Origin of the sequence: Streptomyces cirratus, assembly GCF_014650775.1 — a bacterium.
Taxonomy (GTDB): Bacteria; Actinomycetota; Actinomycetes; order Streptomycetales; family Streptomycetaceae; genus Streptomyces; species Streptomyces cirratus.
Genome location: NZ_BMVP01000003.1, coordinates 297731 through 318961, shown reverse-complemented (window position 1 = coordinate 318961; position 21231 = coordinate 297731). Strand labels below are relative to the sequence as shown.

The window sequence follows — 21231 nt, the reverse complement described above, 5'->3', positions numbered from 1 at the left end:
CGTCCGAGGAAAACGGATCCCCCGCAAGGCGTACGCAACACGGGCCCGCCGGGTATCCGGTCCGTACCAAAAGGAGGGTGAAAGGGATGGAAAAGGCGGGGAAAAGGCAGGGGGCGTCCGGCGCCCGGGACATCTTGCGTCTTCCTTGCGGCTGCGGGGCTTTCATCGCTCTCGAAAAGAACGACGCGGCTCCCGGGCCGCACCGTCGAGAGAGGACCGACCCCATGTCGCTGCCCACCATCGAAGAGCTCGCGAGCCAGCTGGAGGCCGTTTCCGGCGCTGCGGAGGTCAGCCCCGACGCCCCGCTCCAGCACATCACGGACGTCGACTCGCTGGACCTCATGGAGTGGCTGTACGGCTTCCAGACCAAGTACCCCCACATCCCGGCCGACGAGACGCTGTTCGCCGACCTCGACGACACGACGACGCTGCGCGACGTCTACGCGAAGATCGTCGATCTCGTTCCGGCCCAGGCATAGCGAGGAGTCACGTGACCGGCTTCGACATCACCGGGTGGGGCATGTCCGTACCCGAGCGCATCGTCACCAGCGCGGAACTCGCCGAGCGTTTCGGCGTGGACGAGCACTGGGTCGTCAGCCGCTGCGGCATCCGTGAGCGGCGGGCCGTTGACCCGGGGCAGACCACCGTCTCCCTGGCCGTCGAGGCCGGCCGGCGCGCTCTGGACAAGGCGGGCCTGACCGGCGCCGACATCGCCCACCTGATCGTCGCCACGGCGACACCCGAGCAGCCGTCCCCGGCGACGTCCGCGTTCGTCCACCACGAACTCGGCATCGCCGGCAGCGCCCACGACGTGAACTCCGAATGCGCGGGCTTCGTCTACGGGCTCGTCTCCGCCATGGCGCTCATCGCGATCGACCCCCGGCCGATCCTGCTGATCGGCTCCGACACCCACACCCTGACCGCGAACCCCGCCGACCGCGACCTGTCCATCCTCGTCGGCGACGGCGCGGGGGCCGTCGTCCTCCAGCCCGGCCCGGAGAACCGGGTCAAGGCCTGGAACCTGGGCGCCGACGGCTCCTGCACCGGCTCCTTGAAGGTGCTCGCGGGCGGCAGCCGGATGCCCGCCACGGCGCAGACCGTGGCGGCGGGCCTGCACTACGCGCAGATCAACGGCAACGAGATCTACCTCAACGCCGTCCGCTACACCGTCCGTACGGTGCGCGAGACGCTGGAGAGCGCGAAGGTCGACGCGGCCGACGTGGACCACGTCGTACCGCACCAGGCCAACATCCGCATCATCAACTCGATCATTTCCCACACCGGACTGCGTCCGGAAGCGCTGATCACCAATCTGGAGAAGTACGGCAACACGGCCTCGGGCTCGATCCCGATCGCGCTGACCGAAGCCCTCGACGCGGGACGCATCAAGGCCGGGGACAAGGTCCTGCTGGCCGGGTTCGGCGCCGGCATGACGTGGGGTTCGGTCCTGATGGAATGGGGCGGTACCGCGGCATGAGCAACAAGAGCACGGGCGTACGGCCCGAGGCGCCGGTCGCGCTCGTCACCGGTGCCTCGGGCGGCCTGGGCCAGGCCCTGGCCCTTGAACTGGACGCGCTGGGCTGCCGGGTCGCGGTCCACTACAACAGTTCGCGGGACGCGGCGCGGGCGGTGCAGGAGAAGCTGACCAACCCGTCCGTCCTGGTCACCGGCGACGTCGGCTCCTGGGAGGCGGTCCAGGGCATCTACGCCGACATCTGCGAGGCGCTGGGACCGGTGGACGTCCTCGTCAACAACGGGGCCATCCGCAAGGACAGCCTGATGGCGATGCAGAACCCCGCGGACTGGGCGCAGGTCATCCAGACCAACCTGATCGGGTCCTTCCACACGGCCCGGGCCGCGGTCCCGGCCATGCTGCGCCAGAGGTGGGGCCGGGTCGTCAACATCGTCTCGCCGTCGGGCATCATCGCCACCGCCGGCCAGACGGCGTACTCGGCGTCCAAGGCGGGACTGATCGGCCTCACCCGCACCCTCGCGGCCGAGTGCGGCCGCCGGGGCGTGACCGTCAACGCGCTCTCCCCAGGCTTCATGATCACCGGGATGACGAAGGACCTTCCCGAGCGGGTCATCGAGGGCATGGAGGGCAAGGCGCCCATCCCGCGCTTCGTCACCGTCGAGGAGGTCGCCCGCAGCGCCGGCCTCTTCCTGGACCAGGACTGCATGACCGGCCAGGTCATCAGCATCGACAGCGGAGTCTCGATCACCTGACCTGACCTGACCTGACCTGACCTGACCTGACCTGACCCGGCCTCACGTGGTCCGGCCCGACCGGGCCCGCGTCCGCCGGTCCCGGCCACCAGCCCCGGCCCCCGCCCCTCGGGGGGCCGGGGCCGCTCGGGCTGCCCCGGCACGCCCGTGGGGCACGCCGGAAGGCCGTACCGCGGCCGGGGGCTGCGGTACGGCCTTCCGGCAGGGCCTACGCGGCGGGAGAAGCGGCGGCCGAGGTGGCGGGGGACTGGGCCGCGCCGTGCCCGCGATGGGTGGCACACGCACGCCCGAGGATGCAGGGCCGCGGACCCGAAACGTTCCTGCCGACCTCGAAGACCCCCATCAGGAACGGATCGAGGACCGCGGAAGGACGCTGCGGCGCGCGGGGCTCCGGCGTACGCAGGATCTCCAGGTACGCGGCCTCCGTCTCCGGCGCGGGATCCGTCCCCAGCTCCTCCGCCAGCACCCGGCGCAGCTGGTGGTAACTACGCAGCGCCTCGGCGCGGTTGCCGGCCCTCTTGTGCGCCGTCATCCGGCAGCGGTACGCGCTCTCCCGGAACGGCGCCCGCCGCACCGCCTCCTCCGCGTAGCGCAGGGCGTGGTGCTCGTCACCGAGCGCGGACGACGACAGGCTCGCCACCTCCAGCGCCGTCAGGCGCAGTTCCTCCAGCTGTTCGCGCATCGCGTTGACCCACTCGCCCTCGTGCGAGGGCAGGAACGACCCGCGCAGGTTCGACACCGCGCCCGACGCCAGCTGCTGTGCCACCGCGAAGGCACCCTCCGCGAACGCGGCGTTCGCCTCCGTCACCGCGAGTTCCGCGCACTCCACGTCCACCGCCGCGTCCCCCGGGACGCGCAGCACGTACCGCCCGCCCTGCGCCACCAAAGCGGCGTCACCGGGCTCGTCCTGAGGCATCGTCACGAACGTGCGCACCCGGCTGACGACACTGCGCAGCGCGGAGGCCCAGGTGTCGGGCAACCCCTCCGGCCACACGGTTTCCGCCAGCTGGTCCCGCTCCGTACCACCCGCCCGCTCGATGACCAGCCGAGCGAACGCCACCTGTGCCTGTGCGCCGGAGAGATGCCGCGAGGGCGCTCCCGACGGCTCGATCGTGACAAGTCCTACAAGTCTGATCAGCACTGTGTACCCTCCGAAACTGCCGGGATACCGGCCGTGTCCCCCTGGTCTTGTGCGCTGCGAACATACACGCGCATCTTCTCCGCATGTCAACAACAAATGGGCAACGCACGGTTCGTGATTCGCTTTCGCCCTTTTCGCGTCCCGCTGTTGCGTCGCTCTTGCGCCCCACAGGCGTTAATCGAATTCCACTAGAGCTCGTCCGGAACGACGGCAGGGCGCCGATGGAGTTCCGTGTCCGCCGGGCGATCACGACGAGGAGATGAACGTGAACGCAACCGAAGCCTGGGCCCGTCTGGAGCCGAAGCTGGCCTACTTCCGCGACCGCGTCCGGTCCTTGGAGTACGAGCCCGTCCGCAAGAACAGCTTCGTCGCCTACACCGTCGAGCGGGATTCCGCATATGCCGACCAGGACGGCCAGCGCCTGCTGATGATGTCCGGCTACAGCTACCTCGGCCTCGCCGGGGACGAGCGCGTCGTCGCTGCGGCCAAGGCGGCCCTCGACCTCTACGGCACCGGCAACCACGGGGTGCGCGCCCTGGCCGGCTCGACCCCGCTGCACGAGGACCTGGAAGCCGAGGTCGCCCGGTTCGCCGGCCGCGAGCGCGCCCTGGTCTTCGGGTCCGGCTACGCGGCGAACGTCGGCACCGTGGGCGCTCTCGTGGGACCGGGCGACACCGTCTTCATCGACAAGTACGACCACGCCAGCATCGTCGACGGCTGCAAGCTCTCCGGCGCCACGGTCACCCGGTTCCGCCACAACGACCCCGGCCACCTGGAGCGCCGCCTGGCCGCCGCCCCCGACACCGGGGTGCGCCTGGTCATCGTCGACAGCGTCTACTCCATGGACGGGGACATCGCCCCCCTCGTGGACCTTCGCAAGGTCTGCGACGCCCACAACGCACTGCTGATGGTCGACGAGGCCCACGCCCTCGGAGTCATCGGCGCCACCGGCAAGGGCATCGAGGAGCACTTCGACTACGAGGTGAAGGTCGACGTCAAACTCGGCACCCTCTCCAAGGCCATCCCCTCCATGGGCGGCTGGGTCGCCGGCTCCGCCGACCTGATCCACCACCTCAAGTACGCGGCCCGCCCCTTCCTCTTCTCCGCAGCCCTCGGACCGGCCCAGGCCGCCGCCGCGCTGGAGGCCCTGCGCATCCTCCAGCGGGAGCCGCAGCGCGTCGAGTTCGTCCAGCGCGAAGCCGAACGCTTCCGCGGCCTGCTCCACGCGGCGGGCATGAGCACGGTCGACAGCGAGACCGCCGTCGTCCCGATCATCGCCGGCTCCGACACCGCCGCCTACGACTACGCGACCACCTGCCGCAAGAACGGCGTCATCGGCCTGCCCGTCGTCACCCCGGCCGTCCCCAACGACCTGGCCCGGCTGCGGATCGCCATCACCGCCGCCCACACGACGGCCGACATCGACTTCGCCGCCGACGCGTTCATCACCTCCGCCCGCGAGTGCCGGATCATCTGACCGCCCTCCCGCGAGCCACTTCGACCCACCACCACACTCCAGGGGGAGCACAGATGCCCGGAACGTCCAAGGGCAGTTCGGTACGGCCGCCGGTCGCCATCACCGGCATGGGCGTGGTCACCCCCGGCGGATGCACCCCGGACGACCTGTGGGCCACGCTGCGGGCCGGCCGCTCCACCGCGGCCGAGCTGACACACATCGACCTCAGCCGGCACCGCGTACGGATCGGCTGTCGCGTCCGGGGCCTGGACGACCTCGCGGGCCTGGTCCCCGCCAAGGACGCCCGCCGCATGGACCCCTTCGCCCACTACGGCACCCTCGCCGCGCTCGCCGCCCACCGCGACGCGGGAGCGCCCACCGCCGAGGACGGCCGGACCGCCATCGTCGTCGGCAACGCCGTCGGCGGACGCGCCACCAGCGACCTGGAGTCCGCGCACTTCGAAGAGAGCGGCCCCGCCGGGGTCAACCCGCTGATGCCGCTGATGACGATGCCCAACGCCGCCGCCGCCCAGATCGCCATGCGGCTCGGCTGGACGGGCCCCGCGCTGACCCTGGCCACCACCTGCGCCAGCGGAGCCGACGCCATCGGCCACGCCCTGCTCCTGCTCCAGACCGGCCGCGCCGACCTCGTCATCGCCGGAGGCTGCGAGCACACCCTCACCCCCGTCACCCTGGCCGGCTTCGGCAACCTCAACGCCGTCTCGCTGCGCAACGACCGGCCCGAACTGGCCTCCCGGCCCTTCGACAAGGACCGCGACGGCTTCGTCATGGGGGAGGGTGCGGGCTTCGTCGTCCTGGAGCGGCTCGACGACGCGAAGGCGCGGGGGGCGAAGACGTACGGGCTCGTCGCCGGGTACGCGGCCACCGCCGACGCCCACCACCTCGCGATGCCGCTCCCCGACGGGGCGGGCGCCGCGGCGGCCATGGCCTCGGCGATCGCCGACGCCGGCCTGGACCCCGGCGACATCGTCCACGTCAACGCGCACGGCACCTCCACGCCGCACAACGACCGCTCCGAGGCCGCCGCCCTCACCAAGGTGTTCGGCAGCGCCCAGCCTCCGGTCACCGCCCCCAAGTCCGTCCTCGGCCACCTCATCGGCGCCGCCGGAGCCGTCGAACTCATCGCCACGGTGCAAGCCATGCGGCGCTGTGAGGTGCCGCCCACCGCCAACCACGAAGAGCTGGAGCCTGGAATGGACATCGATGTGGTCCACGGCGCACCGCGCGCCGTGCGGCCGGGACCCGCGCTCACCAACTCGTTCGGGTTCGGCGGCCACAACTCCTCCGTCGTGGTGGTGCCGCAATGACCTCCGCACCCCTCTCGCCGCCCCTGCCCGCGCCCGTCCGCACCCTGACGGCCGCCGAGGCCCGGATCACCGCCTACCGCGGCGCCGCCCGGCTCGGCCTCGCGCCCGCCGAACCCGGCCGGGCCTCGCCCGTCCACGCCTTCGTGCTCGCCCACACCCTCGCGGAGGAGACCGTCACCGCCCTGACGGCCGGCGAAGCGGGCCCGGTCCCCGTGGTCCACCTCGGCCAGGACATCCGCCTGCTGCGGCCGGTCCGCCCCGGCGAGCAGGTCACCGTACGGCTCGACGTGCTGGGCGTGCGCAGGGAGCCGCGCGGCGCCCGCATCGCCCTGCGGACCCGCCTGCACGGGCAGGACGGGCCGGAGCCGTTCGCGGAACTGGTCATCTCCGCCCTGCTCGTGGGCGCCACCGCACTGGAGCCGTTCGGCGACGTCACCGGCGCGGCGGCCGCGCCGACCCCGCTCGGCGCGGGCGAACCGCAGACCGCGACGCACGAACCGACCGCCGACTGGATCCGTGCGTACGCCCACGCCTCCGGCGACCTCAACCCCATCCACCTGGACCCGGCGGCGGCCCGCGAGGCCGGCTTCGACACCGTCATCGCCCACGGCATGAGCGTCGTCGCGCTCGCCGTCGAGGAGGCGGTGGACCGTTTCGCCGGCGGCGATCCGGACCGGGTGCGCGGCCTCGGCTGCCGCTTCTCGGCCCCCGTGCTCCCCGGAGTCCCGCTGGAGATCTTCTTGCAGCCCGACGCGCGGGCCACCGTCGTCCGCTTCACCTGCAGGACGCCGACGGGCGCCGCCGTCAAGGGCGGCTGGATCGAGTTCGCGCAAGGGGTGTCGGATGCCTGACAGACCCCTCGCGCCCGAGGCACTCACCGACGGCTTCCTCCGGCAGGTCCGCGAGCGGCCCGACGCCACCGCCCTGCTCTTCAACGGCGAGGCGACCGGCTACCGCGAGCTGTACGAACTCGCCGGACGGGAACAGGAGCGGCTCGCCGGGCTGCCCCTGGCCCCCGGGGAGCCCGTCGGTGTCCTCGCCGACAAGTCCCCGGCGGCGGTGGCCCTCGTGCTGGCCTGCCTGCTGAGCCGCCGCCCCGTGCTGCTGCCCTCCCCGGCCCTCGCCGACAGCCTGCTCGCGGACCTGTTCGCGCAGGCCGGCTGCGCCCACGTACTCGCCCCGGGCGGCGCCGTCGCCCGCGTCGCCCCCAACCCGCTGACCGGGGCCAGTCCGCTGCCGCCCGAGGAGGCGGCGGAGGTGGCGCTGATGCTGACCACCTCCGGATCCACCAGCCTGCCGAAGACCGTCCCGCTCTGCCGGGATGCACTGGACCGCTTCGGCGCCTGGGCCGGCCCCGCCTTCGGCATCGGCCCCGGCCGGACCGTCCTCAACTACGCGCCCCTCAACTTCGACCTCTGCCTCCTGGACGTGTGGACCACCCTCGCCCGCGGCGGCCGGGTCGTCCTCGTGGACCCCGCCCGTGCCACCCACGGCAGCCACCTGCTCGACCTGATCGTCCGGCACGACGTCCACGTGGTCCAGGCCGTCCCGATGGCACTCGGCCTGCTCCAGGACGCGGCCGCCAAGGAGGGCGCCACCCTTCCCGGCGTCGACCACGTGATGTTCACCGGCGACGCGCTGCCCGACCGCACCTACGCCGCGCTGCCCGCACTCTTCCCCGGGGCGCGCATCCACAACGTCTACGGCTGTACGGAGACCAACGACAGCTTCGTCCACGAGGTCGACCCGGCGGCGCCGCCCCCGGTGCCGATCGGCCGCCCGCTGCCCGGCGTACACGCCCTCCTCGTCGACCCCGACACGAACACCGTCGTCGAAGGGCCCGGCACCGGTGAGCTGTTCGTCCACACCCCCTTCCAGACGCGCGGCTACCTCGACCGGTCCCGGCACGCGGAGAAGTTCACGGGCCACCCGCTCGGCCTGGACGACCGCCGCTGGTTCCGCAGCGGCGACCTCGTACGGCGCGACGCCCACGGCACCCTGCACCTGACCGGGCGCACCGACTTCCAGGTCAAGGTGCGCGGAGTCGCCGTCAACACCGCCGAGGTCGAACGGGTCCTCCAGGAGCACCCCGGCGTACTGGAGGCGGGCGTCGCGGCACGGCCCGACCCGATCGCGGGCAAGAAGCTCGTCGCCGCCGCCCGGCGGGCCCCCGGCTCCACCCTCACCGTCCTCGAACTGCGCGGACACTGCGCCCGCAACCTGCCCAGGGCCGCCGTACCCACCCAGCTCACGCTCACCGACGAGCCGCTGCCCAAAACGGCCACCGGGAAGGTCGACCGCAAGGCGCTCGACCGGATCACCCCGTCCGGCTCGCCGGGCGGCACCGCCCTCACCACCACGTCTCCAGCCGAAGGAACCCGATCATGAGCAACGTCGACACCATCAAGAACTTCGTCATCAGCGAATTCCTCCCCGGTACCGCCCCCGCCGAACTCGCCGTCGACCACGACCTCCTCAACGACGGGGTCATCGACAGCCTCGGCGTCCTCAAGCTCATCGCCTGGGTCGAGGACCGCTTCGAACTCGCCGTCGGGGACGCCGACCTCGACCCCGAGAACTTCCGCAGCGTCGAGGCCATCGACCACTTCGTCACCCACGCCCGCGCCGCGGCCTGACCCGCACCCCCGCAGCCCCACGCGCAAGGAAGGAGGAACCGTGCACGAGGCACTCGCCGGCCTGCTCGAAGGCAAGGCCCCGATCGGCCGCGAGACCTGGCGGTCCTGGTGGGACGAGCTCGGCGCCGGCGGTCTCGACCGCGCGCAGGCCGTCGGTCTGCTGGCTTCGCTGACCAGTCGGCTACCCGGCCACGACACCCTGCGGAACCTGCTCGACTCCCTCGCCGAGCGACGGCCGCCGGCCGCGGCGGGCGGCGCCTGGCAGGACACCGTGAACGTCGTCGGCACCGGCGGCGGGCCCCCGACCTTCAACGTCTCCACCGCCGCGGCGTTCGTCGCCGCGGCGGCCGGGGTGAAGGTGGTCAAGACCGGCTCCCGCGCCTACACCAGCGCGCTCGGCTCCGTCGACCTGCTGGAGCGGCTCGGGGTGCGGCTGACCTCCTCCTACACCCAGACCGAGGACGTCCTCGCGGAGCACGGGATCGCCTTCGCGGGCCCGTTCGTCTACCCGGCGCAACTGACCCGGCTGGCACGGACCGTGGCCCCGCTCGCCATGAAACCCTTCGGCCGGTTCCTGAACGCGCTCGGGCCGTTCCTCGCCGACCTGCCCGTGACCGCCCAGGTCACCGGCGTCAGCGCGGCCGTCCCCCTCGACACGCTGCGCGAACTCGCCGCCACGACCACCACCCGGCGGATCTGGCTCACCGCCAACGACACCGGCGCCGACGAACTGCTGCCCTTCGCCGTCAACACCGTCTACGGGGGCCGGGCGGCCACCCGCGTCATCCGGCCGGGCGAACTCACCCCGGGCGACGGCTCCTTCGAAGACCTGCGCCCCGTCACCGAGGCGGCCGGAGCCGTCCCGCACTTCCTGTCCGTGCTCGACGGCGGCGCGGGTCCGGTGGCCCGCCGTACGGTCGCCCTCGGGGCGGCCGCCCTGATCGTCGCGTCGGGCCCCGGCCGGGACTGGCCCTCGGCGCTGGCCCTCGCCGACGACGCGATCGGCTCCGGCGCCGCCGCGGACCTCGCCCGGCGCCTCGCCGCCGGACGCACCCGGCCGGCGGTGGCCCGTGTCTAGCACCCCCGCCCCCACCGCTGCGCCCTTCTTCCCCGGCCGGCGCGCTCCGGGCGCCACCCCGGGTCTCGCCCTGTTCCTCAACGCGGGAGACCCGCCGCTCCCGGTCCTGCACGACCTCGTCCTGATGCTGGACGAGGAAGGCGTGGACTGCCTCGAACTGGCCGTGCCCTTCCCGGACTCGGTCACCGACGGCCCCGTCATCCGGCGCTCCGCGAGCCGGGCCCTGGGACGGGGCGGGGCCGCCCTGGACGACGTCCTCGCCTTCGTCGCGGACGTACGCCCCCGCCTGACGCACACACGGATCGCCCTGCTCGCCGACTGGAGGTACTCCCTGGGACGCCGTGACCCGACCGCCGCCACCCGTGACATCGCCGCGTCGGGGGCCGACGCACTGCTCGTCCACGCGCTGCCGCCCAGGCTCCGGACGGCCTACCTGGAATCGGCCGCGGCGGCCGCCCTCCCGGTCGTCACCACCTGCTACGCCTCCAGCCCGGACGCCACCCGCGCCCGGGCCGCCCAGGACGCCACCGCGTACCTCTACCTCGTCGCCCACTACGGGCGCAGCGGTACCGCGCCCGCCGCCGGGCACGGCGCGCTCGCCCGGACGGTCGCCGAACTGCGGGAGCACACCGCGGCCCCGATCGCCGTCGGCTTCGGCGTCAGCACCCGCGAGGACGTCGAAGCGGTGGGCGCCAGCGGGGCGGACGCCGCCATCATCGGTTCCGCCGCCGTGGCCGCCGTGGAGCGGGCACAGCAGGACGGGCGTGATCTGCCCGGCGCGTTCCGGGAGTTCGTCCGCTCGGTGCGGCCCGCGTAGCAGCCGATCACCCGCCCGCGCGGTGCTCAGGCACCCGCCGGCGCAGACCAGACCCCTGCCTCATCAGGTTCCTCCGCACACCATTCACAGATCAGGAGACAGCCATGATCGTCCGCGACATCGAGTCCGTGAAGACCGTCGAATGGGGCAACGGCCTGAGCCGCCGCTTCCTCCTCGCCGACGACGGACTCGGCTACACCCTCACCGACACCGTCGTGCTGGCCGGTACCAAGTCGCGCCTGGAGTACGTCAACCACCTGGAGGCGTGCTACTGCATCGCCGGCTCCGGCGAGGTCATCGAGCTGGACGGCACCACCCACGAGATAGTCCCGGGCCGGATGTACGCCCTCGACCAGCACGACGCGCACTACCTCGTCGCCAGCCCCCACGAGGACCTGCGTCTGGTCTGCGTCTTCTCCCCGGCCCTGAACGGCAACGAGGTCCACCAGCTCGACGCCCACAACTCGTCCGCCTACTGAGGCAGCCACCACCACGACGTCCGAGCCGTCCACCGACCCAGAGGGGGGTCCGCCGTGATCCGCTGGAACACCGATCAGACCGATCTGCGCGAGGGCCTGGAGCGCTGGGGAGAGGCGCTGAGCGCCGATCACATCGAACTGGAGGAACAGGGCCGCTTTCCCGAGGACAAATGGAAACTCCTCCGGGACACCGGAATCCTGTCGCTGCCCTTCGAGGAGGAGTACGGCGGCCTCGGACAGTCACTGCTCACCACCATGTACGCGCTGGAGGGACTCGGCGAGTACAACCGGGATTCCGGCCTCAGCTTCTCGGCCACCACGTCGATCTGCTCGACCGGGATCCCGGTACAACACTTCGGCACCGACGACCAGAAACAGCGCTACCTCCCCCTGATCGCATCGGGCGAGGCCATCGGCGCGCACGCCATCACCGAAGCCGAGGGCGGCTCCGACGCGATGGCGATGACCACCCGGGCGACCCGGGACGGCGAGACGTTCGTCCTGAGCGGCAGCAAGGCCTTCGTCAGCAACGGCCCGATCGCGGACGTGATCGTGGTCTACGCCCGGACCCACCCGCGCGGCGGCCCACTCGGTACCACCGCGTTCCTGGTCGACCGCGACACCCCGGGCCTGACCACGGGCGGTTGCGGCAAGAAGATGGGACTGCGCACCTCGCCCCTGTGCGAGCTGTACCTGGACGACGTACGCGTCCCCAGGAGCGCGGTGCTCGGCCGGGTCGGCGGCGGCCTCATGGTCCTGGACCACGTCATGAAGCGGGAGGTCCTCTTCTCCTTCGTCGTCAACGCCGGCGAGATGCGCCACCGGCTGGAGCGGTGCGTCGCCTACGCGAAGACCCGCCAGTCCTTCGGCCGGGCGATCGGCTCGTACCAGTCCATCGCCAACAAGATCGTCGACATGAAGATCCAGCTGGAGAGCGCCCGCAAGTGGCTCTACGACACGGGCGAGAAGCTGGAGGCGGGCGAGGACGTCACGGTGGACCTCGCGATCGCCAAGCTCGTCACGAGCCGGAGCAACCTCGCCACCAGCCTCGCGGCCGTACAGATCTTCGGCGGCCACGGCTACATGTCCGAATACGGGCTCGAACAGGACGTGCGCAACGCCGTGGGCGGCACGGTCTACTCCGGCACCAACGAGATCCAGTACAACCGCATCGCCTCGATGCTGGGCCTCGGGGCGGGCCGGTGAGCGGCCCGCCGCCCCGCCCGCTGCTGAAGGTCTGCGGGGCCACGGGCCGGGACGACATCGAAGCGGCGGCCGCCGCCGGGGCGGACTGCGTCGGGCTCTGGCACGGCGTACCCGGCGGCCCGCGCGAACTGGACGCGGAGACGCTCACCGGCCTCGCGGCGCAGGCCCGTTCGGCCGGCCTGCTGCCGGTCCTGGTCACCTTCCTCGCCGACACCGAAGCACTGACGGAGCTCGCCCGCCGCACGGGGGTCGGCTGGATCCAGCTCCACGCGTACCAGTCGCCGGCGGCCGTCCGGGCCCTGCGCGCGGCCCTCCCGCCGGACGTCGTGATCGTCAAGGTCGTGCACCTGGCGCAGGGCGGTGCGGGCTGCGTCGAGCGCCCGCTCATCGGAGCCTACGAGCGCGCCGGAACCGACCTCTTCCTCATCGACGCGGCCACCGATGACGGCCGGATCGGCAGCACCGGACACGCCCTCGACCCGGGCGACGTACTGGGGCTGGTGCCCCGCATGACCCGGCCGTTCCTGCTGGCCGGAGGCCTCGGGCCGGACAGCCCGCCCCGGTACGCGGACGTGGTGCGGGCCGCGGGCTTCCACGGGATCGACGTCGACACCGCGGCCCGCTCCCCGTTGACCGGCGGCTTCGGCGTCCCCGAGATCACCGCCCTGGCCCGCGCCTGGCGCGGGACCCCCTCCGCCGGCCCCGCCCGGACCCAACCGCCCGCCGACCTGGAGCCGTCGCGATGACCACGCACGACCGGACCGACTTCCCCTTCCTGCGCGCCCTGCTGGCTTCTGCCACCCCCGTCGTGATGGAGGTGAAACAGCGCGACGCCCACGGTCACGACCTGCTCGGCGGCCGCACCCCGGCCGCGGTCGTGAGCGCCTACGAGGACGCGGGCGCTCCGTGCGTCTCCGTGGTGACGGGCCGCTGGTTCGGCGGCTCGAAGGCGCTGCTCCGCGAGGTCGCCACGCTGACCCGACTGCCCCTGCTCCAGAAGGACTTCATCACCCGCGCCGAACAGATCGCGCAGGCGCGGGAACTGGGCGCGTCGGCTGTCCTGCTGACCGCCGCCCTGCTTCCGGTGTCGAGCCTGTCCAAGCTGGTGGACCGGTGCCTGTTGACCGGCCTCACCCCCTTCGTCGAGATCACCACGGAAGCCGAACTGGAAGCCGTCCCGCACGCCTCGGAATGCGTGATCGCGGTCAACAACAAGGACATCAGGACGCGCGAGCGCGACACGGGCGACCTCGGCCGCAGCACCGCACTCCTCCCGGCCCTCCGCGCCACCGGAACCCCCTGCCCGGTGAGCGCGAGCGGCATAGACGGCCCCACGACGGCCGCCCGCCTGCTGGACGCGGGCTTCGGCGGCCTCCTGGTCGCCACCTCCCTGCTGCGCGCCGGCTCCCCGGCGCGGTGGCTGGACGAGGTGCGCGGCGCCCGGAGGGGACTGGCGCTGCGGTGACCGCATCGGCGTACGCGGCCGGCACCGCCCGCCCCCACACCCTCGACGCGGCGGGCACCGCCGTCTCCGGTCTCCTCGCGCTGCCCGGGGGCGGCGGTGCCCCCCGCTCCACGATCCTCGCGATCCACGGCCGGGGCATGCGCGCCCGGTACTGGGACTCCTTCATCCCCCTGGCCACCGCCCTCGGCCACGCCGTCCTCGCCGTGGACCGTCCCGGATACGGAGCCTCCGCGGCCTCGCTGCCCGACGGCCAGTCGCTGCCCGACCAGGCAAGGACCCTGCGGCGGGCCCTCACGGAGCACGCCCGCACCCACCGGCTCGGGGCCGGAGTCTTCCTCCTCGGCCACTCGGACGGCGGCAAGGTGGCCCTGCACACGGCGGCGATCGCCCCCGCCGTACCCCTGCTCGGTCTGGACGCCTCCGGCGTCGGCTACGAGTACCACCCGCAGGCCCTGCACTTCCCCTCGACGCTCGGCGGCGGCGCCACCCGGCTCAACTGGGGCCCCCTGAACCTCTATCCGCCGGGCACCTTCCAGGCGAGCCGCGCCCTCCTCTCGCGCGTTCCGCCCCGCGAGTCGGCGGACACGCCCTGGTGGCCCCGGCAGTACGAGGAACTGGCACCCGGCGTCCGGATCCCGGTCCGGCTGACCTTCGCCGAACACGAGGGGTGGTGGCGGCTCGACGCCCGCACCCTGAGCGCGATGACCGCCCGACTGACGGGCTCTCCGTCGGTGACCGTGGAGCACCTGCCCGGCTCGGGACACAACCTGAGCCTCGGACACACCGCGACGGCCTACCACCTGCGCGTACTGGCCTTCCTGGAGGAGTGCCTCCTCGCCGCGCGCCGGTCCGCGAGCCCGGCCGGCGGGAGGCCGACCGAACAGCATGCGTCACCGGCCCTCGAAGAACGCTCGAGAGACGGTCGCACCCCCATGACCGAGGGGCCCGGGGGATGCCACGATGCGATGTCCGTGCCGATGCGAGCAGCAACCCAAGCACCCAGAAGAGGACGCAGCCAATGACCACACATCCGGCCGGGAACCCCCAGCCCTACCCGCCCCAGCCCGGCGTCCACAACCCCTACGCCCAGCAGCCCCAACCCCAGCCCCAGCCCCCGCAGTCGGGGCCGGTAGCGGGGCCGGCGGAACGCGGCAAGGGCGCGACGGTCCTGCTCCTGGTCTCCACGATCCTGCTCGGTCTGATGGCCGGCCTCTTCTTCGCCTTCGACGTCTCGGTGATGCCGGGCCTCGCCGAGGCCGACGACCGGACCTACGTCACCGCGATGCAGAACTTCAACGCCGCCATCGACGGCAACCCCCTCTTCGGCATGGCCTTCATGATCGCGCTGCTGCTGCCGGTCGTGTCGGCGATCCTCGAATACCGCAAGGGGCGCCGCGACGTGGCGGTCTGGGTTGCCGTGGGCGCGGTCCTCTACTTCATCGTCCTCATGATCACTTTCAGCGTCAACATCCCGCTGAACAACGAACTGGCCGACGCGGGCAACGCGGCCAAGATGACCGACTTCTCGATCGTCGACAAGTTCAAGACCACCTGGGTCACCACCAACATCCTGCGCACGCTCCTGTGCACGGTGGCCCTGACCGCCCTGTCCCGCGCCCTGGTGCTGTACGGCCGGGCCACGCGCTGACGCGTCCGGGCCGCAGAGCGGGCGGCGCGGGATCGTGCCAGGCTGGAAGGCGGGGGAAAGCGCGACGTTCCGGACACACCATGGGAGAACGGCCATGAAACGTGCAGGACGAAAGTGCGCGACCGCCACCGCCTGCTGCTCGCTCGTGCTGGGCGCCGTCCTGTCCGGTGCGGCGCTGACCGGCGCCCAGTCGGCGGCGGCGGCCCCGGCGGCCGCCTGCAAGGGCAGCCAGCTGTCGGCGAGCGCGGCGGGTTCCACCCAGGTCACGGTCACCGTGACCAACGAGGGCCCGAAGCCCTGCGTGCTCAAGGGATTTCCCACCGTCGCCCTCGCCGGCCAGGGCTCCCCGGACAAGAACAAGCCCCTGACCGTCCAACGGCAGGGCGCTGAGCGGACGGTGCAACTCGCCGTCGGCGGGCGGGCCTCGACCCGTCTGACGTTCACTCCGGTGCTCGGGGAGGCGGAGGGGTACTGCGCCTCCGGCGCCCGCCCGACGGTCGCCCCCTCGCTCGTGGTGGGCTTCGCCGGGATCAAGCAGCAGCTCGGCCCGGCCGACGCCGACGGGTTCGCCCTCTGCGGCAACACGGTCCGCGCCACCGCCTTCCGGCCCGCCTGAGTCCGGCGGGCCGGGGTCAGCGGCTCGGCGTCGGGGATGCGGTGGCGCCGGCCGCGGTGCCCTGCGGGGCGGGGGTGACCGGGGGAGTGGCCGAGGCCGACGGGGCCGCCGGGGCCGGGGACGGCTCCGGCAGGCAGGTGACCTCGTCGCGCGGGGTGTAGTGGGTGCGGAACGTCTCGCGCCGCAGCTCCCGGCCGCCCTTGACGAAGACGCGGTCGACGGAGACGTCGAAGCCCTCCAGGGGGGTCTGCTCCTCGCAGGTGGCGCCCGTCGCCGTGCGCTTGGCCGGCGGGGTGATGTTCGTCCGCGGTCCCTTGGTGGCGCGTATCGCGTCGTACTTCTTCGTACCGAGCAAGGTGATGGTCACCGACGTCTCGGTGGAGGCGGCCCTGATGCGGACGGGGTGGCCGGAGTCGTTCTTCCAGCGCAGGTCGAGCGTGCCCCAGGCGACCGTGGCCTCGCGGCCCTCGGGGTAGCGCTCGATGTAGAAGGAGTGGGCGCCGTGCTCCACCGGCTGCAGTCCCGCGAAGAACACGGCGTTGAACATCGTCGTCGCGACCGCCGAGATGCCGCCGCCGGGGGACTTCACGTACCGGCCGTCATTGATCATGATGCCGTCGACGAAGCCGTTCTCCTTCGTGCGCTCGCCGACCGTCCCGTTGAAGCTCCACGTGGCGCCGGGACGGACCACCGAGCCGTTGATCAGCTCCACGGCGCGGGCGATGTTGTGGGTGCGGTACGGGGCGGAGGGGAACGCGACCGTGAAGGAGGACATCTGCTGCTCGGCGGCCTGCGCGGCCCGTGCCGGGACGACCGCCCCCGCGGGCGCGGCCGCTGCGCCGGGCCCGTTCTCGGCGGCCGCCGAGCCCGCGGCGAGACCGCCGAGGCCGAGGGCCGCGACCGCGACGGCCGAGGTCAGGGCCACGCGCTTGCTGGCGGTCCGACGGTCTGTGCGTCGCATGTCACTCCTGGTGGCGGATGTCGCGGTAGGGCCCGGCACCCACGCGGAACGGGGGCGGCAGGCCACGCACCATGCTGAGCCTTATCGGACCAAACGGGGGAAAAATGTGCCCCGTCTCACGCGCGGGCGGCCGGTGGCACTCCCGCGCAGTGGTCCGGCGCGAGGAGTCCGGTGGGGCATGATCGGGGGATGTCTGAACGCATCATTGCCGCCTGCGACGGGGCGGCGAAGGGGAATCCCGGACCTGCCGGATGGGCCTGGGTCATCGGGGACGCGCACGGCCGCCCCGAGCGCTGGGAAGCCGGCGCGCTGGGCCGGGCCACGAACAACGTGGGTGAGCTCACCGCGCTGGCGCAGTTGCTGGAGGCCGTCGCGCCGGGGACGGCGGTCGAAGTCCGGATGGACTCCCAGTACGCGATGAAGGCGGTGACGCAGTGGCTGCCCGGGTGGAAGCGCAACGGCTGGAAGACCGCTGCCGGGAAGCCGGTCGCCAACCGGGAACTCGTCGAACGCATCGACGCGCTGCTCGCCGGGCGCGACGTCGAGTTCCGCTACGTCCCCGCCCACCGGGTGGACGGCGACCACCTGAACGCGATCGCCGACCAGGCCGCCAGTGATGCCGCCACCACCCAGCAGCCCGCCGGGACCGCGCTGGGCGACCACGCCATCCCGGTGCCGGCGCCTGCCCGTACGTCCCCGGCCCGTACGTCCCCCGCACGCCGCAAGCCGGCCGCCGCCGCGGAGCGCGCGTCCGGCGCGGGGTCCCCGGGCGGCGGCGCCCGGACCATCAAGGCGAAGTTCAAGGGCACCTGTCCCTGTGGGACCGCCTATGCGGCCGGCGACAAGATCGCCAAGCACGGTTCGAGCTGGGGTCACCCCGACTGCGCCGCCACGGCTTAGGTGCCGCCTGCGCTCTTCACCCGATCGGCGCGCAGCGGGGGCGCACGGGCTCCGGGGACGTCACAGTGTGGGGTGCGTGCTGGTGCAGCGCGCAGCGGACGCCACGTTCGAGACGCGGGGAGGGTCCGGTGGGGCACGTCGTCGCCCGCCACGGCCAGACGAAAGGGAGCTGAACATGGTGCGCAACACGATCCCGAACGACTCCACCCGGGCGGCCGATCAGCCCGAGGAGCGCGCGAGACCCCGCCGTCAGGCGGCGGAGAGCGTCAGGGGGAGTTCCGAGCCGATCCGGGAACAGGGCACCACGGAGGACCACATCGTCCTCGGCGAGGACTGAACCGCCGCTGCGGACCGAGGTCCCCGGGAGCGTGAGCCGCTCCCGGGGACTCGTCGTGTCACGCCCGGGTGCGGGTCAGCAGCCGCCGCAGTTGTAGTAGGTGACGTCCCAGTGGCTGCCCTCGTCGGCGTAGACGTTCCCGGAGCCGGACTTCCACTGGAGCGCTCCGTCGCCGCGTACGCCGATGTAGGTGAACGTGTTCTTGACGTAGCCGGTCAGACACGTGGACTTGCCGAAGTCGAGCTTGTAGCCGTTCCAGTGCGAGTACGTCCCGGCGGCGTGTCCGGTCTCGGTGCCGCCGGTGATGTTGAGCGCACAGCCGCTGGCGCTCTTGAGGGTCTGGGCGCCCTGGGCGCTGGAGAGATTGAGCTGCTCGAACGATGTGCAGGTGGGGTTGTTGCGGTCCGAGCAGCCACCCGAAGAGGACCAGGTGATCCCCGAGCTGCGGAACATCGAGGTGGCCGTGGCGTGGCTGATCTTGGTGGCCGCGTAGGCCTCGGTGGCCCCGGTCAGCACCCCGATTCCGGGGGCGGCCACGGTCGCGACGGCAAGGGTGAGGGCGGTCAGGATCGGGCGGAGCTTCATCGGCGTGTGCCTCCTGCGGCTGGCGTTTCACGGTGAGTTGACGTTGCAGGTGGTGCTACGGCGCGAGCGGCAAGGTGAGATGGTGCCCGACACCGGCGCGGATCCGCCAGACGGCATCGGCGGGGCGTGCGGGGGAGGGACGAGGGCCGGGCGCGGGGTTGAAGGAGGGGACACTTTTACTCGCGCCTGATGGCATGCTCCGGACAAATCTGCCAGGCTTCCGCCAGTCGTCGCCCTGACCCCCGGGGGCGACGCGGCACGGCATCTCACCCCAGCGATCGCGCAAGCGATGCGCGCAGTCCGCGGCTGCTCTCCGGCCACACCCAGCCGGTCGAGCGGTCACCGAGCAGGCCGGGATCCCGGCCGCCCAAAGGAGTTCCGCGTGAGATCGACCCCCCACAAGGCCTTCGCCACGACCGTGCTCGCGGTCGCCGCGCTGGCCGCCGCCTCGCTCGGCACCACCCCGGCAGCGGCGACGCCGTCCGCTGCTCCCCGCGCCGCCGCCTGTACCCCGGCCCAGGTCGTCGCCAACGGCGGCTTCGAAAGCGGCAGTTCGCCCTGGAGCCAGTCGTCCACCAGCGTGATCACCAGCCGAGCCGGCCAGAGCGCCCACACGGGCACGGCCTTCGCCTGGCTGAACGGCGTCGGCTCCACGCACACCGACACGCTCTCCCAGAGCATCACCATCCCCGCCGGATGCAGCACGGCCAGTCTCACCTTCTGGCTCCACATCGACACCGCCGAGACGACCACGTCCACGAAGTACGACAAGCTGACGGCGAAGATCGGCAGCACGACGCTCGCGACCTACTCGAACCTCGACAAGAACATCGGGTACGTCCAGAAGTCGTTCGACGTGTCGACGTTCGCCGGGCAGAGCGTGACCGTCGCCTTCACCGGCACCGAGGACTCCAGCCTCCAGACAAGCTTCGTCATCGACGACGTCGCCCTCGACACCTCCGGCGGAACCACCCCGCCCGGCGACCCCACCCGTACACCGGCCGCGCCCTCGTACACCGTCAGCCTCAGCAGCAACACGAGCGGCACCGTCTGGACCGGCCACCAGAGCGCGACCTTCACCAACGCCTCGGCCACCGCCCTGAACGAGGTGTACCTGAGGCTCTGGGACAACTACCACGGCACCTGCTCCGCCATGCCCATCGCCGTCACCAACGTCACCGGTGGCACCGCGGGCGCGCTCTCGGTCGGCTGCACGGCCCTCCAGATCACCCTCCCCACACCGCTGGCCCAGGGTCAGAGCGCCACGATCGGCTTCGACCTGGGCATCACCGTCCCCAGCGGCACCGACCGCTTCGGCCACGACGGCGCGTTCAACTTCATCGGCAACGCCCTCCCCGTGCTCGCGGTCAAGGACGCGGCCGGCTGGCACCTGGACCCGTACACCAACAACGGCGAGTCGTTCTACTCCCTCGCCTCCGACTTCCGCGTGACCCTCGACCACCCGGACACCCTCCTGGTGCCCGCCACCGGCGCCTCGGTGGACGCCCCCGGGTCCAGCGGCCGTACGGTCACCACCGCCACCGCCTCGAAGGTCCGTGACTTCGCCTGGGCGGCCGGTCCGTTCACCAAGATCTCGGGCACCTCACCCGGCGGCACCCCGGTCAACGTCTACTCCGTCTCCGGCATCAGCTCCGCCGACTCGCAGTCGATGCTCACCACCGCCAAGTCCGCCGTGGACGCCCATGCCGCGAGGTTCGGCGCCTACCCGTACGGCGAGCTGGACGCGGTGATCGACAACAACTACTGGTTCGGCGGCATGGAATACCCCGGATTCGTCCTCGACCTGGTCAGCACCACGGCGCTCACCCACGAGATCGGCCACCAGTGGTGGTACGGCATCGTCGGCGACGACGAGTACAACAGCCCGTGGCTCGACGAGGCGTTCACCGACTACGCCACCGACCTGGCGCTGAACAAGACGGGCACCAACTGCTGGAGCAGCGTCTCGTGGGCGTCGGCCGCGGAGAAGATCACCAACCCGATGGCCTACTGGGACACCCACTCGTCCCGCTACTCCACCGTCGTCTACGGCTACGGCAAGTGCGCACTGCACGACCTGCGGCGCGTCCTCGGTGACAGCGTCATGGCCAAGCTGCTCAAGGACTACGCCACCTCGCACTGGTACGGGGTCTCGACCACCGCCGAGTTCAAGGCGGCCGCCCAGGCAGCCACGACCACGGACCTGACCTCCTTCTGGACCCAGCACCGCATCGAGGGCTGACCCCGCGCGACCCGCACCGGTCACCCTCCGCCGCGCCCGGTCGCGCCGTGAACGGCGGCGGCCGGGACCCGGTGGCACAGTGGGCGCCGGATGGCGCCCACTGTGCCATG

22 protein-coding genes and 1 pseudogene are annotated in these 21231 nt (G+C 72.3%); 20 read left to right on the top strand and 3 right to left on the bottom strand.

The window, feature by feature from the left end; all coding sequences use genetic code 11:
- Window positions 1-224: 224 nt before the first annotated feature.
- From IE207_RS11080 to IE207_RS11070, 3 genes are read left to right on the top strand one after another with little or no spacing between them, the layout of a single operon-like run.
- On the top strand, window positions 225-479 hold the full coding sequence (locus IE207_RS11080; RefSeq protein WP_190183911.1) for a hypothetical protein: 255 nt from the start codon (window positions 225-227) through the stop codon (window positions 477-479).
- 11 nt (window positions 480-490) lie between these two features.
- Window positions 491-1477: a 3-oxoacyl-ACP synthase III family protein gene (locus IE207_RS11075; protein WP_190183910.1), complete on the top strand. Its 987-nt coding sequence runs from the start codon at window positions 491-493 to the stop codon at window positions 1475-1477.
- The gene (locus tag IE207_RS11070; RefSeq protein WP_190183909.1) at window positions 1474-2226 is read left to right on the top strand and encodes an SDR family NAD(P)-dependent oxidoreductase; all 753 of its coding nucleotides are present in this window, start codon (window positions 1474-1476) and stop codon (window positions 2224-2226) included. The genes IE207_RS11075 and IE207_RS11070 overlap by 4 nt, the downstream gene beginning before the upstream one ends.
- A 208-nt stretch (window positions 2227-2434) precedes the next feature.
- Here IE207_RS11070 and IE207_RS11065 read toward each other — a convergent pair whose 3' ends face one another.
- A complete protein-coding gene (locus tag IE207_RS11065; protein ID WP_229873635.1) occupies window positions 2435-3286 on the bottom strand; it encodes an AfsR/SARP family transcriptional regulator in 852 nt (283 codons plus the stop codon).
- Window positions 3287-3626: 340 nt separating this feature from the next.
- Here IE207_RS11065 and IE207_RS11060 point away from each other — a divergent pair, with 340 nt between their 5' ends.
- The 14 genes from IE207_RS11060 (at window position 3627) to IE207_RS10995 (ending at window position 16096) form a co-directional block, all read left to right on the top strand.
- Window positions 3627-4844 carry an aminotransferase class I/II-fold pyridoxal phosphate-dependent enzyme gene (locus IE207_RS11060; RefSeq protein ID WP_229873634.1) on the top strand — a complete coding sequence of 406 codons (1218 nt, stop codon included), beginning with the start codon at window positions 3627-3629 and terminating at the stop codon, window positions 4842-4844.
- A 53-nt stretch (window positions 4845-4897) separates the two neighbouring features.
- On the top strand, window positions 4898-6151 hold the full coding sequence (locus IE207_RS11055) for a beta-ketoacyl-[acyl-carrier-protein] synthase family protein (RefSeq protein WP_190183906.1): 1254 nt from the start codon (window positions 4898-4900) through the stop codon (window positions 6149-6151).
- Window positions 6148-7002 carry a MaoC family dehydratase gene (locus tag IE207_RS11050; protein ID WP_190183905.1) on the top strand — a complete coding sequence of 285 codons (855 nt, stop codon included), beginning with the start codon at window positions 6148-6150 and terminating at the stop codon, window positions 7000-7002. Before IE207_RS11055 ends, IE207_RS11050 begins: the two co-directional genes overlap by 4 nt.
- Window positions 6995-8539: an AMP-binding protein gene (locus tag IE207_RS11045; RefSeq protein WP_190183904.1), complete on the top strand. Its 1545-nt coding sequence runs from the start codon at window positions 6995-6997 to the stop codon at window positions 8537-8539. Before IE207_RS11050 ends, IE207_RS11045 begins: the two co-directional genes overlap by 8 nt.
- On the top strand, window positions 8536-8787 hold the full coding sequence (locus tag IE207_RS11040; protein WP_190183903.1) for an acyl carrier protein: 252 nt from the start codon (window positions 8536-8538) through the stop codon (window positions 8785-8787). The genes IE207_RS11045 and IE207_RS11040 overlap by 4 nt, the downstream gene beginning before the upstream one ends.
- A 40-nt stretch (window positions 8788-8827) precedes the next feature.
- Window positions 8828-9865, top strand: a complete 1038-nt coding sequence (locus IE207_RS11035) for a hypothetical protein (RefSeq protein ID WP_190183902.1) — start codon at window positions 8828-8830, stop codon at window positions 9863-9865.
- Window positions 9858-10682 carry a tryptophan synthase subunit alpha gene (trpA, locus tag IE207_RS11030; RefSeq protein ID WP_190183901.1) on the top strand — a complete coding sequence of 275 codons (825 nt, stop codon included), beginning with the start codon at window positions 9858-9860 and terminating at the stop codon, window positions 10680-10682. The genes IE207_RS11035 and trpA overlap by 8 nt, the downstream gene beginning before the upstream one ends.
- A gap of 104 nt (window positions 10683-10786) precedes the next feature.
- A complete protein-coding gene (locus IE207_RS11025) occupies window positions 10787-11161 on the top strand; it encodes an ectoine synthase (protein ID WP_190183900.1) in 375 nt (124 codons plus the stop codon).
- 54 nt (window positions 11162-11215) lie between these two features.
- Window positions 11216-12367 carry an acyl-CoA dehydrogenase family protein gene (locus IE207_RS11020; RefSeq protein ID WP_190183899.1) on the top strand — a complete coding sequence of 384 codons (1152 nt, stop codon included), beginning with the start codon at window positions 11216-11218 and terminating at the stop codon, window positions 12365-12367.
- On the top strand, window positions 12364-13113 hold the full coding sequence (trpF, locus tag IE207_RS11015; protein ID WP_190183898.1) for a phosphoribosylanthranilate isomerase: 750 nt from the start codon (window positions 12364-12366) through the stop codon (window positions 13111-13113). The genes IE207_RS11020 and trpF overlap by 4 nt, the downstream gene beginning before the upstream one ends.
- Entirely contained in the window at window positions 13110-13832 is a 723-nt protein-coding gene (locus tag IE207_RS11010) for a beta/alpha barrel domain-containing protein (RefSeq protein WP_190183897.1), read from the top strand. The genes trpF and IE207_RS11010 overlap by 4 nt, the downstream gene beginning before the upstream one ends.
- Window positions 13829-14854, top strand: coding sequence for an alpha/beta hydrolase (locus IE207_RS11005; protein WP_190183896.1), 1026 nt, complete (start codon window positions 13829-13831; stop codon window positions 14852-14854). The genes IE207_RS11010 and IE207_RS11005 overlap by 4 nt, the downstream gene beginning before the upstream one ends.
- Complete coding sequence (locus IE207_RS11000; RefSeq protein ID WP_190183895.1) at window positions 14851-15480, top strand: anthrone oxygenase family protein; 630 nt, start codon at window positions 14851-14853, stop codon at window positions 15478-15480. The genes IE207_RS11005 and IE207_RS11000 overlap by 4 nt, the downstream gene beginning before the upstream one ends.
- 94 nt (window positions 15481-15574) lie before the next feature.
- Window positions 15575-16096: a DUF4232 domain-containing protein gene (locus tag IE207_RS10995; protein ID WP_190183894.1), complete on the top strand. Its 522-nt coding sequence runs from the start codon at window positions 15575-15577 to the stop codon at window positions 16094-16096.
- Between the two features lie 16 nt (window positions 16097-16112).
- On the opposite strand, the pseudogene IE207_RS10990 reads toward IE207_RS10995, so the two are convergent.
- Window positions 16113-16877, bottom strand: a pseudogene (locus tag IE207_RS10990) (VanW family protein); the annotation flags it as partial.
- A gap of 369 nt (window positions 16878-17246) precedes the next feature.
- Between IE207_RS10990 and IE207_RS10985 the strand changes: the two are divergent.
- Together IE207_RS10985 and IE207_RS10980 are read left to right on the top strand one after the other, a co-directional pair.
- Window positions 17247-17957, top strand: a complete 711-nt coding sequence (locus IE207_RS10985; protein WP_190183892.1) for a ribonuclease H family protein — start codon at window positions 17247-17249, stop codon at window positions 17955-17957.
- Between the two features lie 175 nt (window positions 17958-18132).
- Window positions 18133-18294, top strand: a complete 162-nt coding sequence (locus tag IE207_RS10980) for a hypothetical protein (RefSeq protein WP_190183891.1) — start codon at window positions 18133-18135, stop codon at window positions 18292-18294.
- A 75-nt stretch (window positions 18295-18369) separates the two neighbouring features.
- Here the strand turns inward: IE207_RS10980 and IE207_RS10975 are convergent, their stop codons facing one another.
- Entirely contained in the window at window positions 18370-18879 is a 510-nt protein-coding gene (locus IE207_RS10975; protein WP_190183890.1) for a hypothetical protein, read from the bottom strand.
- Between the two features lie 382 nt (window positions 18880-19261).
- Between IE207_RS10975 and IE207_RS10970 the strand changes: the two genes are divergently transcribed.
- Window positions 19262-21121 (top strand): M1 family aminopeptidase, encoded by a 1860-nt coding sequence (locus tag IE207_RS10970; RefSeq protein WP_190183889.1) that lies wholly within the window; start codon window positions 19262-19264, stop codon window positions 21119-21121.
- Window positions 21122-21231 lie beyond the last annotated feature (110 nt).

Coding starts and splice junctions, on each gene's coding strand:
- IE207_RS11080 (WP_190183911.1), top strand. CDS start 225: ATGTCGCTGCCCACCATCGAAGAGCTCGCGAGCCAGCTGGAGGCCGTT.
- IE207_RS11070 (WP_190183909.1), top strand. CDS start 1,474: ATGAGCAACAAGAGCACGGGCGTACGGCCCGAGGCGCCGGTCGCGCTC.
- IE207_RS11060 (WP_229873634.1), top strand. CDS start 3,627: ATGAACGTGAACGCAACCGAAGCCTGGGCCCGTCTGGAGCCGAAGCTG.
- IE207_RS11055 (WP_190183906.1), top strand. CDS start 4,898: ATGCCCGGAACGTCCAAGGGCAGTTCGGTACGGCCGCCGGTCGCCATC.
- IE207_RS11050 (WP_190183905.1), top strand. CDS start 6,148: ATGACCTCCGCACCCCTCTCGCCGCCCCTGCCCGCGCCCGTCCGCACC.
- IE207_RS11045 (WP_190183904.1), top strand. CDS start 6,995: ATGCCTGACAGACCCCTCGCGCCCGAGGCACTCACCGACGGCTTCCTC.
- IE207_RS11040 (WP_190183903.1), top strand. CDS start 8,536: ATGAGCAACGTCGACACCATCAAGAACTTCGTCATCAGCGAATTCCTC.
- IE207_RS11025 (WP_190183900.1), top strand. CDS start 10,787: ATGATCGTCCGCGACATCGAGTCCGTGAAGACCGTCGAATGGGGCAAC.
- IE207_RS11010 (WP_190183897.1), top strand. CDS start 13,110: ATGACCACGCACGACCGGACCGACTTCCCCTTCCTGCGCGCCCTGCTG.
- IE207_RS11000 (WP_190183895.1), top strand. CDS start 14,851: ATGACCACACATCCGGCCGGGAACCCCCAGCCCTACCCGCCCCAGCCC.
- IE207_RS10995 (WP_190183894.1), top strand. CDS start 15,575: ATGAAACGTGCAGGACGAAAGTGCGCGACCGCCACCGCCTGCTGCTCG.
- IE207_RS10985 (WP_190183892.1), top strand. CDS start 17,247: ATGTCTGAACGCATCATTGCCGCCTGCGACGGGGCGGCGAAGGGGAAT.
- IE207_RS10980 (WP_190183891.1), top strand. CDS start 18,133: ATGGTGCGCAACACGATCCCGAACGACTCCACCCGGGCGGCCGATCAG.
- IE207_RS10975 (WP_190183890.1), bottom strand. CDS start 18,879: ATGAAGCTCCGCCCGATCCTGACCGCCCTCACCCTTGCCGTCGCGACC.